11 protein-coding genes are annotated in these 12,818 nt (G+C 53.8%); 3 read left to right on the top strand and 8 right to left on the bottom strand.

What is annotated here, in order from left to right:
- Positions 1-307 precede the first annotated feature (307 nt).
- The 6 genes from PKY88_02475 to polA all read right to left on the bottom strand — a co-directional run bounded on the left by PKY88_02475 (position 308) and on the right by polA (position 8,949).
- Positions 308-775, bottom strand: coding sequence for a prepilin-type N-terminal cleavage/methylation domain-containing protein (locus PKY88_02475; protein ID HOQ04065.1), 468 nt, complete (start codon positions 773-775; stop codon positions 308-310).
- Between the two features lie 497 nt (positions 776-1,272).
- A complete protein-coding gene (locus PKY88_02470) occupies positions 1,273-2,670 on the bottom strand; it encodes a putative oxidoreductase C-terminal domain-containing protein (GenBank protein HOQ04064.1) in 1,398 nt (465 codons plus the stop codon).
- A 14-nt stretch (positions 2,671-2,684) separates the two neighbouring features.
- Positions 2,685-4,067: a Gfo/Idh/MocA family oxidoreductase gene (locus PKY88_02465; protein ID HOQ04063.1), complete on the bottom strand. Its 1,383-nt coding sequence runs from the start codon at positions 4,065-4,067 to the stop codon at positions 2,685-2,687.
- 20 nt (positions 4,068-4,087) lie between these two features.
- Positions 4,088-5,116, bottom strand: coding sequence for a PmoA family protein (locus tag PKY88_02460; protein ID HOQ04062.1), 1,029 nt, complete (start codon positions 5,114-5,116; stop codon positions 4,088-4,090).
- Positions 5,113-6,150: a uroporphyrinogen decarboxylase family protein gene (locus PKY88_02455; protein HOQ04061.1), complete on the bottom strand. Its 1,038-nt coding sequence runs from the start codon at positions 6,148-6,150 to the stop codon at positions 5,113-5,115. The genes PKY88_02460 and PKY88_02455 overlap by 4 nt, the downstream gene beginning before the upstream one ends.
- Before the next feature lie 69 nt (positions 6,151-6,219).
- Positions 6,220-8,949: a DNA polymerase I gene (gene polA, locus PKY88_02450; GenBank protein HOQ04060.1), complete on the bottom strand. Its 2,730-nt coding sequence runs from the start codon at positions 8,947-8,949 to the stop codon at positions 6,220-6,222.
- A gap of 186 nt (positions 8,950-9,135) precedes the next feature.
- Here polA and PKY88_02445 point away from each other — a divergent pair, with 186 nt between their 5' ends.
- The 3 genes from PKY88_02445 (at position 9,136) to PKY88_02435 (ending at position 11,879) form a co-directional block, all read left to right on the top strand.
- Positions 9,136-9,411 (top strand): hypothetical protein, encoded by a 276-nt coding sequence (locus PKY88_02445; GenBank protein HOQ04059.1) that lies wholly within the window; start codon positions 9,136-9,138, stop codon positions 9,409-9,411.
- On the top strand, positions 9,408-10,823 hold the full coding sequence (locus PKY88_02440; protein ID HOQ04058.1) for a PAS domain-containing sensor histidine kinase: 1,416 nt from the start codon (positions 9,408-9,410) through the stop codon (positions 10,821-10,823). Before PKY88_02445 ends, PKY88_02440 begins: the two co-directional genes overlap by 4 nt.
- A 150-nt stretch (positions 10,824-10,973) precedes the next feature.
- The gene (locus tag PKY88_02435) at positions 10,974-11,879 is read left to right on the top strand and encodes an endonuclease/exonuclease/phosphatase family protein (protein ID HOQ04057.1); all 906 of its coding nucleotides are present in this window, start codon (positions 10,974-10,976) and stop codon (positions 11,877-11,879) included.
- A gap of 6 nt (positions 11,880-11,885) precedes the next feature.
- On the opposite strand, the gene PKY88_02430 is transcribed toward PKY88_02435, so the two are convergent.
- Positions 11,886-12,188 (bottom strand): zinc ribbon domain-containing protein, encoded by a 303-nt coding sequence (locus PKY88_02430; protein ID HOQ04056.1) that lies wholly within the window; start codon positions 12,186-12,188, stop codon positions 11,886-11,888.
- 2 nt (positions 12,189-12,190) lie between these two features.
- Positions 12,191-12,817: a nucleotide exchange factor GrpE gene (locus PKY88_02425; protein ID HOQ04055.1), complete on the bottom strand. Its 627-nt coding sequence runs from the start codon at positions 12,815-12,817 to the stop codon at positions 12,191-12,193.
- Position 12,818 lies beyond the last annotated feature (1 nt).

Here is a 12,818-nt window from a genome sequence, read left to right as displayed (position 1 = left end):
CGGACGGGAAAAACGTTTTATGATTTCCGCATCTCTTTCCCCCGGGCTTATCGCCCGGGGCTATTTCCCTCGCCCCCTGTCGTTCCCGCTTCTCTGTGTCATTCCCGCTTTCCTGCTGTGTCATTCCCGCTTTCCTGCTGTGTCATTCCCGCGCAGGCGGGAATCCAGCCCTTTTTTGGTTTAATTAATAGAGGCCCGGGCTAATCGCCCGCTGAATCGATCAATAAAAAAGCCGACCGACCCCCGAATTTCTCGCAAGGCCGGTCGGCTTGATTTCTACATCATCGCTCAGGAGAGCTGCTGCCGCTTAGAGAGCATCCCCATTGTTCTGAAGTTCTGTGGCCACCGCAGCAGGAGCATCGGCTACACCCACATAGATCGCACCAGTGCCCTCATCATAGACCCAGCCGACACCCGCAGCATCTGCAGCCGCTAACGTATCTGAATCGTTCCAAGGATTCTTAGGAACCCGTTGCATATAGGGGCCGTAAATAAATCCATTGGCAACATCTTTCGTCGCATTGGTATTTCCGTTGGCATCCGAATACGTTGTCATCTGGGCAGCAAAGTCAGCCAGCGCAGGAGGATTGTCATTGTGCTGAATCTTGTACAGTTCAATCTGCGACCGTAAGCTCTGCAGCGAAGAGCGGCAGCTGTTCAGTTTGGCCTCCGTGCTGGCCTGGCTGAACTGGGGTATCACAATCGCCGCTAAGATACCCAAAATCACAACCACAATCAGAATTTCAACCAGTGTAAACCCTTTTTTCGCTTTCATTGGTCATTCTCCCTTTCTTTGTACCTGTATTTCGGTATCGGTTACATACGGTTTTGTTGGTTTCGTTAACACGTTTTGGTTCAAGCCGGCAAAACCGGCTTGGAGATTTTTCTTCGTCCAGCGCGTCCGGATTTTCTCGTATGGGCTTGTCAAAGAACCTTGAACGCTTCCATAGAAAACCTAAGAAATAAAAACCGGCGCGGCAAACTGGGCAGAAAAATATTTTAAGAAAATGTAAAGACAGGAAATATTGGATGTTCGTCCGATAATTTGAGCCCGCGGCTTGTCCTTCGAAGCTTCAGCGAAGAAGGAAGGCAGAAATCCATCACCTCCCGCTGTCATTCCCGCGCAGGCGGGAATCCAGTCCTCTTTGGTTTGACGGAATCGCCCCTCCCCTTTCCCCGGGCTAGCGCCCGGGGCTAATACCCTCGCCGGGCCCTCTGCCAGACGGGCTTATCGCCCGGGGCTATCCCGAAGACACCTGCCGGCTTAGGGGGCTAATTTTCCTGCCGGTCAGCGGCTTTGACGGCCTCCATCGTTGTATAATACTTGGCCAGCATATTCGGCACCTCCCAGTCCGGTAGACGCCCCTCTCTCAGATAACGCAGAAAGTTCTGCATCACCTGCGCAAAATGTGCCTCATGCCCAACATAATACGAATCAGGAATCAAAATCTTCCATCTGCGCTCATCAACTCGCTCCAGCCCGATTCCCGGATACTTTTTCTGAAGGGTTCGAAGCACCGCCGTCTCCAAATGCTTCGGCGAAAGCTTTCCCTCGACCGACTCCACATACAGCGTCGGTTTATACGTTTCCTGCGGCCCCTGACGAATCACCAAATTGCATCGGCTGCCCTGCAGAATGGAATAATGCATGTCCCCCGCCCCTTCCGGCGCCCGATACTCCCACCGAACACAAACCCGAGCATGAATCCCCCGCAGGGCGTAATCCATCTGCCCGTTGGCTTTCACATAGAGCACATTGTCTTTGACATAGGGCTTCAGATACTCCGGCCAGTCCTCCAGCCCGGTCACCTCTCGAAATTGTTCAACGGTCATCGATGTCGTCCATCGTCGGGCCCGAAGCATCTGAATATCCCGCCGGTAATCCATCGGCTCTTCCGGGAAACACTCCCACTGAATCAAATCAACCAGATGCGTCGAAACATCCGCCAAATCCTCCCCGCGCTGAGCAGAGTCAAAGAACCACGCCGGTCTTCGCAGCGGGCGGCCCGCCACATATTTGGAAAAGTGATGAACGCTTTCCTTGACCACCGCCGGCTCTTCAAGAGATCCCCGCTGCAGATGCCCGAAGACTGCCGGAATCGACGCCAGTTCCTTCTGAAGAATCGTCGTAATTTCAAACCGCTCCGTCATAATATCGTACAAAAGCACGCCGTTTTTCTCGGCGGTTCGAAATGACTCAACCAGAAGCGGAAACTTCTCCGGCGCAATCACCATCGGCTTGTCGGCCAGAACATTCAGACCCGCCCGGACCGATTGATAAATGTAGTCGGTTTTCAGGGAGTTCTTCCCGGAAATCACAACGACATTGCCCTTCTTTTCCGAGAGCATCCGCTCCAGATAATCCGGCCCCTTATAGACACGCTGAAGCCAGGCGGTGGGATTCTCCGGCCGGGTATTGAACGCCTCTATCGAAGCCAGATAGTCATCCAGTTCCGGACCATCCGGCGCATAGACAGAAACCTCCGGGCTGATTTGCTCATACATCGTCTTCTGAACCAGAGCGGCGTGAAAATGCCCGGGGTCCAGCACCAGCAGCCGCACGGAGGGTTCCATCTGTTTTTCAGAAACCGCCTGTTTCATCAGACACCCGGCCGTCAGCCCCGCCAAAATCGCTCCAGCCGACAAAGCCAGCCAACCTTGTCTGCTCATCGCTCTTACCCTTATTACAGAACATAATTGGTGCCGTAGGGCTTCCGCTGAGGCCGCGAACGCATCGCATTGGCCTGCTCATCCCCGACGAAAACCTCCCGAACGGGGTCCCACGTGAGTTTGCGTCCCAGCTTCATCGCAATATAAGCAACCAGACAAGCGCTGCCGGAGCGGTGTCCTACTTCCACCGGAGCCACCGGCTGCCGGCGGCTCTGGATGCACTGCAGCCAGTCCAGATGCTGTTCCGGGCTTTCATAGAGATGAATCCCGTTGGCGGGGATTTCCGCCTGAAGAATCTTCGGGTCAGATGCCTGCAAAGGAGCGGGGCCCTCATCCGGCGCCGTCGGGTCACTGGCGGTTACTCGTTCGGCGCCGCGCGTCACGAAAATCCACCCTTCCGTGCCCTCAAAACGAACCCCGTTCGGATAGCGGCTGCTGATATGCATCGAGACGCCGTTGGTATATTTGGCATAGACATCAAATTCACCGTGTACATCCCACAGACCGGATTTCGGATACTCCGCCTTTCCTTCCACCTCAATGGGGCCGGTGTATTCCGTGCCCATCCCCCAGTGAGCCGCGTCAACGTGATGCGAGCCCCAGCCGGTAATCATCCCGCAGCAGTAGGCGTCGCAGCGAAGCCATCCGGGACGGTCATAACTGTCCTGCGGATGAACCCGCTTTTCCGTATAATACACATAGGGCGTTGAGCCGAGCCACATATCGTAATTCAGATTGGGGGGAATCGGCATTTCCGGCTCTTCCTGTCCGGCCGGGTCGGTCGGCAGGCCGATTTGAATCCGCTGAATCTCTCCGATAAAGCCGTTTCGGACCAGCTCGCAGGCCCGCTTAAAATGCGGCCAGGGCTTCCGGGAACGCTGCTGGCTTCCGATTTGCAGAATTCGACCGGTCCGATGCACCACATCACTCATCTGACGGCCTTCGACAATCGTCATCGAGGCGGGTTTCTGCAGATAGATGTCTTTGCCAGCCAGGGCCGCTTCCATTGCAATCTGGGCGTGCCAGTGGTCCGGCGTAGAAATAATCACCGCATCAATGCTCGGGTCCGCCAGCAGCTGCTTATAATCGCCGTACGTCTTGACGTCCAGATACTTTTCCTGGCCTGTCTTTTTGGCGTAATAATTCTCTATCCAGCGTTTGCCGTCAGCCAGCCGTTTGCTGTCCACATCCGCCACAGCCACCACGCGGCAAAAATCATGCTGAATGGTTTCCGGAAGGTCGTGTCCGCGGGCGATTCGCCCGAATCCAATCTGCCCGATTTGAATCCGGTCATTGGGTTTCGTCCGTCCGAAAACAACCGATGGAAGCACCATCGGAAATCCCGCCGCACCAACCGCTGCTGCCGCTGCCCCTTTCAGAAAATCTCTTCGTTTCATACGCATTATCTCCTTATTGATTAGTGACTGCTCTGGGTTTCTGTTCCATTTGCATATTGCTGCCAAAACTGCTCCGCTGTTTCCGGCTTAAGAGTGCCGTCATAAACAATCAGCCGATAACGCAGACGATATTTTCGTCCGGACTCCAACGTCCAGCTGTTCAGGCGAATCGGGCAGAACTCCACAAACAAATCGCCCCGTCCGCCGTTGGCATCCGTCGGCCAGACCCGCATCGGCTCCGGATGCTCCCGATTTTCCGGATGGCTCAGAAAGACAATCCCCGCCCGCGTCCCGTCAGAAAACGAACCATTGACATCACACCAGCGGGCCCGCTGCCCATCGGCATCCTTTCGCGTCCGCCCTTCCGAGGTCAGCACTGTACAATTGTCTTTGGTCCATTCCTCCGTCGCCCGAAATCCAATCCCCCCGCCGTAGCGGTAGGCGTCCAGGACAATCGGACTGTTCAGCGCATTCCAGAAACGGCTGTCAAAATCGACAACCCAGACAGTGCGCCCTTCCGCCTGCGAGGCAAAGACGCCGATTCCCCAAATTTCCTCAATCGCCACCCGCCCCTGCGGAACCGCCGTAAAATCCACATGTTCCTGACGCACCTGGAAACGCCCGCCGGACGAATCACACAGCACAGACTCCAGACCCGCAAACCGAACCGTGCCCTGTCCCTTGGCCAGATTCCAGAAATCCACTTCCCGCCCCTCGAGATGCGTCATCGTCCATGGATTCCAGATTCCGTAATGATGATAATGGTCCGGCGGCTGAATGCGGGTCAGCACCTTGCCGGACGGCGACCAGAGCGGATGAATGAAGCCGCTTCGGCGAAAAATCGGATTCACTCCCTCCGGAACCGGACAAAGCGCTTTATAGTAGCGCACTACCGGCTTATTCTGATACAAAAGAGTGATTGCCTCCTCATCCTGGACCACGTTTGCCGGAGATTTCATAGCCGTTTCCTGTTCTTTCTGGCCGTTGCGGCAGGCACCCAGCAGACAAATCAGACAGACCGCCGCCCAGACTTTGCCTGAGGGTTTCATAGGACCGCTTCCTTACAGGCATCGAGAAATGCACGCAGATTTTCCGTTGACACCCCATCGGGCACCCCTCCGCCGCAGGACAGAATCACCCGCCGGCGGTCCGAAAGCATTTTCAGCGTTTCGTGCACACATCGGCGAACCTGCTCCGGACGGCCCTGAGCCAATACATCCCGCGGCGGGATATTGCCCAGCAGGGTCACCTGTCCGCCGGTCCAGTCCTTCATTTCAGCCAGCGAATGCTGAAAACTGAAGTTAAACAGATTCACCCCCAGCTCCGCCAGATACGGGGCACAAACCCGCCCGTCGGCGTCGTTATGGAAAAACCGCACTGTCACATTCAGGCAGCCGTAAATCTCCTTCAGATACGGCTGCGCAAACGTCTCAAAATCCGCCTTGCCCAGAAATCCCACGATGTCATCCAGAATCAGCACGCCGTCGATGGTATCGAAATATTTTTTCTGAACCCCCAGCCAACGGATGATGTAATCTGTGATGATTCGCAGCAGACGATGAACCGGCTCCGGCTCCAGAGCCAGGGCCGTCAAAAACTCCGTCGTCCCCATCAGAAACGAAGCGATGTTCAGCGGCCCGCGTGAAACGGCAAACCGAATCTGATGCCCGAGTTTTTCAATCTCTTTGCGGTTCAGGGCCAGCCGATTGAGCACAAACGGATTCAGGCCGTCTTTTTCCGGTTTGGGCACTTTCAGACGGTCAATCTCCTTTGTCTGGTGAATAATTTTGTCCGCAAACGGCAGCTTATTGCGGTGAAACGTACATTTTGCACCGAAGGCGCTGGGCTCTGTGCACATCCCGTATTCCGCCCAGAAACCCGGCAGGAACATTGTCTCCGGAAATGTCTCCATCGCCCGACGGTTGGCCTCCAGCCAAACCGCATCACTGGTAAAATAATCCAGCGTTGAAACGCCGAACCACCCGGGCAGCCAGGGGCTGTCAATGATAAAACCGGTTGCAAGCGGTGTCTTTTCTTTGCCGGCAAGCACATCCACAAGCAGCTGCCATTGTTCGTGTGTCATTTGTTCTCCTCAGACAGCTTGTCTTTCCTATCTATTAATGTCTTAAGAATCTCTTTTTTTTCGGATTTTTTATTTATCATCCGTCAGCCAGCTGTCTCCGATGGAAACATCCACCTTCAGCGGCACCTCCAGCGGCACCGCTGTGGTCATTTCCGCTGCAATCCAGCAGGCATCTTCCTGAGAGCGGCTCTTCGGCAGTTCGAAAACCAGTTCATCATGAATCTGCAGAATCATTTTAATCGGCAGTTTTTCCTGTTCAATGCGCCGATGAATTCGAATCATCGCCGCCTTAATCAAATCCGCCGCCGACCCCTGAATCACCGTATTAACCGCCAGCCGCTGGGCCTGTGAACGAACATTCGGGTTGCGGCTGTCCAGCCCCGTAATCTTGCGGCGGCGATGCAGAATGGTTTCCGCATACCCGTTCCGCCTAGCCTGCTCAATCACCCGGTCCATAAACGAACGGATAGACCCGTATCGGCGGAAATATTCTTCAATAAACCGTTTGGCCTCCGCCTGCGGGATTCCCGTTGTGCGGGCCAGTCCGAACGGTCCCTGTCCGTAAATAATCCCGAAATTGACCGCCTTGGCCTTCGTGCGCATCTCACCGGTCACCTGCTCCATCGGCACCCCGTAAATCTCAGAGGCCACAAATCGATGAATATCCAAATCCTGAGCAAAGGCCTCCCGCAGGGCGGCATCCTGAGAAAAATGAGCCAAAAGCCGCAGTTCAATCTGCGAATAATCCGCGCTGAGAATACAGTCCGTCTTCTTTTCCGGAACAAACGCCGCCCGAATCTGCCTGCCCAGCTCCGTCCGCACCGGAATATTCTGAAGGTTCGGGTCCGACGAGCTGAGCCGTCCGGTGGCCGTGACCGTCTGATTGAACGAGGCATGCACTCGTCCGGTCCTCGGATTGACCAGCTGACCCAGTTTTTCCGTGTAGGTATTGCGGAGTTTCTCCACTTGGCGGTACTGAAGAATCAGCGGAATAATTTCGTGCTCGTCGGCCAGCTGCTCAAGGACATCGGCGTCGGTACTTCGCAGGGTTTTGCCGGCCCTGATGCTCTGCAGTCCCAGACGGTCAAAAAGCACCTCGCCCAGCTGCTTGGTGGAATCAATGTTAAACGGTCCGCCGGCCAGCTCATAAATCCGTTCCGTCAGCTCCTGCTGCATGCGGGCCATCGACTCCGACAGCCGGCTCAGTTTTTCCGTATCCAGACAAACCCCGTTCATCTCCATCCGCATCAGCACTTCCACCAGCGGCATTTCGATCGTCTCAAAGAGCCTCTGCAGGGCAGGCTGGGCCTTCAGACGGGCGGACAAATACTCATACAGCTGCCAGGTCACATCCGCATCCTCCGCCGAATAAGCACAGGCCGCCTGGGTATCTACCTGCTCAAAGGAAATCTGCTTCTTGCCTTTGCCGATCAGCGAAGAAATCGGCGTGGTCTGAAGCCCCAGATAATCCCGCGCCATCATATCCAGAGAATGGCTGGAACGATCCGCCGCCAAGACATACGAAGCCACCATTGTGTCAAAACAGCGTCCTTCCTGCAGTCCAACCGGCATCCCGCTGTTTTCCAGCACAATCATATCGTATTTCATATTCTGGCCGATTTTGTACCGGCTCCTGTCCGCCAGAATCGGCCCGAGCCGACGGCGAACCTCCTCCAGCGGCAGACGCTTCTGTCCAGCCGGAGCCCGAACCGGCAGGTACCACCCCTGTCCGGCACACCAGGAGAAACTGATTCCAACCAGCTGGGCCCGCATCGCATCCAGAGACGTAGTTTCCGTATCGAATGAAAACCGCTCCTGCTGCATCAAACGCTGTACAAACCGTTCCAATTCCTCTGCTGTATCCACAAGAATGTAGTCCCGCCCCTGCTGTTTCAAGGCCGATTGTCCCCCTGTTTCCTCTGGAAACAGCGAGTCCGCTATCTTCGGTTTTGTCTGCGCAGGAACCGGCTTTAAATCCATTTGAGAAAGCAGCCGCGTAAACCCCAGTTCCGAAAAGACCTGAGCCAATTTTTCCCGATCGCCCTCTTTCCTGGCAAACGCCTTTTGGTCAAACTCAATCGGAACCTGCCGATGAATGATGACCAATTGACGGCTCAGGAAAACCTGTTCCTTAAATTTCCGCAGATTCTCACCCCGTTTGCCCCCGATTTCGTCGGCGTGAGCGTACAGATTTTCCAGCGAGCCGTACTGCTGAATCCATTGAAGGGCCGTCTTGGGCCCCACATCCGGCACCCCGGGGATATTGTCCGCCGTATCCCCCTGCAGTGCCAGCACATCGATAAACTGCTGCGGCGTCAGGCCCAGCTCCTTGAGCATCTGTTTGAGGTCATAACGCTGACCGGTCTTGATGTCATACGTACAGATTCGCTCATCCAGCAGCTGAAGCATATCTTTATCTTTGGAACAGATATAGGCCTCCACACCGGCTTGTGATGCTTTCGCCGCCAGCGTGCCGATGACATCATCGGCCTCATATCCCTCCACGCGAACGACCGGGATTTGCATTGCTTCCAGAATCTGCTCAATCCGCTGAATCTGGGAGGGCATGTCTTCGGGCATCGGAGGACGATGGGCCTTATATTCCGGATAAAGTTTCACCCGAAAACTGGGAGTCTTGGAATCCATCGCCACCACAAGATAGTCCGGCTTTTCCCGTTCTATCAACGATAAAAGAGCCGTTGTAAATACAAAGACCGCTTTGGTCGGTTCACCGGAAGGGCTGGTCAGAGGCCGCATCGGCGCATAATAAGCGGCGTAAATATGGGCATGACCATCCACAATAAACAATCTTGGCGACGAAACAGACATACTTTTTACTATAAAGCCGACCTGAAAAAATTAAAGAAAAAACTCTTGCATTCCAGTATGCTCCCATACAAAATAGGAGAAATAGGATGCCTCCCTGGCTTTTTCAGAATACAAAGGGCATAAAATTGTCGAGAACGGGTTTCTGGAAAGGTCGATATGTTTGAGGAAAGCGAACTGATCGCACTCCTGATTACGCTCGGTGTCAGTTTTTTTCTGTGGGCCACGCGAAAAATCATTATGAATCTTCCCTCCTACCAATTCCTGTTAATTAGCTTTGGTTTTTATCTGGCCTCAAAAATCTGCACGGTTTTGGAAGGTTTTTTCTGGGAAAGTGCTCTGAACTCTCTTGAGCATATCAGCGCGATTCTATCTTGTGCGGTCTTTTTCTGGTGGTGCCTGCGGCTCGGCGCAAAGAAGGAGACCGGCAGATGAATCCGATTGTCGGACTTAACACCGTTTCTATTTTCTTTATTACCCTGTCTTTGGGGATTCTGCTGGTCTGGAAACTCCAGAAACTGATTCCAACCGACCTGTTTTTACCGGCGGTTTTTTTTCTGCTTCTGAGCTTGCTCGGACATATCAGCAATCTTCTCGAATGGTCCGGCGTGGCCCCGTATTTAGACCGCTACGGCGACTTGTCCGATATCCTCCAGCCGATTCTGTTTGCGGTTTTGGTTTACACAATGATTCAGCACCGCCAGTGGGAACAAATTGTCGCCAGCGAAGCCAAATATCGACTTCTGGTGGACAATCAGAGCGACCTCATCACCAAACTGGACGCCAAAGGCAATTTTCTGTTTGTCAGCCCCTCGTACTGCCGGCTGTTCGGCAAATACGAAAAAGACCTCCTCGGCCGGCCCTTCCTGGAAGAGGTTCTGCCGGAGGACCGAACACGAATCCGCCAGGAAATGGATATTCTCTATCTGCCCCCTTACACCTGCCGATTTCGCCATTCGGCTCAAACAAAATACGGACTGCGTGTTTTATCATGGTCCTACCGCACTCTGCTCAACGAAAAAGGCAAAGCGTTGGCCATTGTCGGCATCGGCCGGGACATTACAAACCAAGTCCAGGCCGAACAGGAACGAGAGAAGATGCTTCAGCGGTTGGAAGCCAAAAACCGGGAACTGCAAAGTCTGGTCTATATTTCTTCCCATGATCTCCAATCTCCGCTGGTCAATATCCGCGGCTTTGCCGGCGAACTGAAAACCACCTGCGAACAGGTCAAAAAAGTCCTGAAAGAATGCGGACAATATGAGCGGATAGCGCCGCTCCTGAAGGATGTCGAACAATCCTTGTACTTTATCGATTCCGGAGCAGAAAAAATGCAGACCCTGATTGACGGTCTGCTCAAACTGTCCCGCATCGGTTCAATGGAACTGACTCTCCAAACAGTCCATATGAACGGACTGATGAGATCCATTATTGAGGGGTTGCAATACCAAATCCAAAAGGCCGGCTGTGAAATTACCGTTGACAATCTTCCGCCCTGTCACAGCGACCTTTATCAGGTCAATCAGGTCTTTACCAACCTGCTGGACAATGCCGTCAAATTCCTGGATCCTTCCCGCCCCGGCAAAATTCACGTGACCGGGCAGGAAAGAAACGGCGTCTGTGAATATCGAGTCATCGACAACGGCATCGGCATCGCACCGGAACACCATGAAAAAATCTTCGAAATCTTCCACCGGCTCAATCCGGACGGTCCTGTCAAAGGAATCGGTTTAGGATTGGCCATCGTCCGTCGGATTCTCGACAAACTGGACGGGACCATCCGAGTCATATCAGAAGACGGAAGGGGAGCTGAATTTATTGTAACTTTGCCTGCGGTTCCCGCTTCGTAAAAAGTCGACAAAGACGATTCCTTATCTTTCCCTTTTTTCCTCTCCCAAAAGAATTTCCAAGAAATCTTTCAAGTTTTTAGACCCAAACGGGCGAAACATTTCGCGGGGAGAGAAATAAAAGGTCTGAACCGATTAAAGTGGGAATGCTATATGCATCTGAGCCGAACCGTTTTTTCCCTCCTGCTCACAGGAACCCTCATCATCCAACAATCCCCTGCCCGGACTCCTTCATCTTCCCGCCCCCTGCAGATGTCCGCTGCCGGCGTTGACCGAGACATACTCCATGCCGCCACGTTCAACATCCGAGTCGGCCGTTACGCGTCCGGCAGCCGGGATTGGTCCCGGCGGCGAGCCATGGTCATTTCTCTCCTGGCGGCGGAACAATACGATGTCATCGGTCTCCAGGAAGCCCTGCCCTATCAACTGGGTGAAATCCTCCAGGGGCTGCCCCAGTACGAAGCTTACGCCGTCGGACGCAGCGATGAGCCAGACAAGGGAGAAACTTGCGCCATTCTTTATAAGAAAAATCGTTTTTACAGAATTGATTCCGGCACAATCTGGTTCTCCAATTCCCCCTGGGAGCCCGGCTCCAAATTTGCCGGCACACTCTTTCCCCGGATTTGCAGCTGGGTACGCCTGGCCGACCTGGAAACCGCCCGCTCTTTTTACGTCTATAACGTTCACCTGGACAATCTGTCTCAGCGGGCCCGCGCACGAAGCATTGAAATCTTGAACGATCTGATTGCCTTCCGGAAACACAAGGACCCTTTCCTTGTGATGGGGGACTTCAATATGGAAATTGACAACCCGGCGATGCAGATTCTTCAAAATGCCGGAAAAAACAGAATGCTGGACACATGGGCAGCCCTCTACCCCCACCGATTAGACGAAGGAACGTATCACAAATTCCACGGCTCCATCCTCGGCTCAAAAATCGATCATATACTCGTCGATACAAGGGTTCGGGTACTGGCCGCTGCGATAAACCGTCGGGACTTTTCAGGCCGCTATCCCTCCGACCACTACCCCGTCTCCGCTCTCGTTCAGATTCCGTAGGCCGATTCATTCACCGGAAGCGGCTGTCGTTTTAGCGGCAGACTTCGTTTCTGGGGAAGCTGAACCGGCCGATTTTTCACTTTTCGGCTTCGGGGAGTCTTTTTCGGAGGCCTTTTTATAACTTTCCGAGCGGTAATCCGTCTGATAAAAACCGCTGCCTTTAAAAAGCACACCGGCTCCGGTCCCCAGCAGCCGTTTCAGTTTCGACTTTCCGCAGTGAGGGCATTTCTTCCGGGGAGATTCCGTGATGGACTGAAAAATCTCCATCGTCTGTCCGCAGGAATCACAAAGATATTCATACGTCGGCATAATCAAGACTCCTCAGAATGTTCTTTGGACTGTTCCGTATCTTCCAACCCGTCAGATGCGGATTCCGCCATAGATTCTGTCGGCGGGCTTGGAGGAAGCTTATTGACAATCACCTTGGCCGGACGAAGCACCTCATCGCCCAGGAGGTAGCCCGATTGATGCACCTCAAGCACAACATTATCTCCCTGCTCGGGTCGTGTACAGGTCATTAGTGCCTCGTGCGGCCCGGGCGTAAAGGGCTGGCCCACCGGCTCCATTTTACGAACCCCCAGGCCGTTCAGGGTAGCCAGCATATGGTCATACACCATCTGAACCCCTTCAATCAGTTTCGGCAGAACCTCCGGACCGGTCTGATTCGACACCGAAGCCAGAGCATGCTCCAGATTGTCCAGCGAAGACAGCCACGACCGCAAAAGCGTTCTTTTCTCGTAGGCCACGGCATCCGCAATCTGCCGAGCTGTGCGTTTTTGATAATTGGCATAATCCGCACTAAGCCGCTGGAGCTGCTCAAAAAGCTTCTGCTTCTCCTCTTCGAGAGCCCTGCACTTCTCCTGCAGCTCCGCCAATTCCTGCGGCACAGAGTCCGTTTTTTCCTTTTCTTTTTCCTGTTTATCCGGTTTCTGCGTCATA

Source organism: Anaerohalosphaeraceae bacterium (assembly GCA_035378985.1).
Lineage (GTDB): Bacteria > Planctomycetota > Phycisphaerae > Sedimentisphaerales > Anaerohalosphaeraceae > JAHDQI01.
Note: the sequence above shows the minus strand (reverse complement) of the source record. Positions and strands in the feature narration are given on the sequence as shown.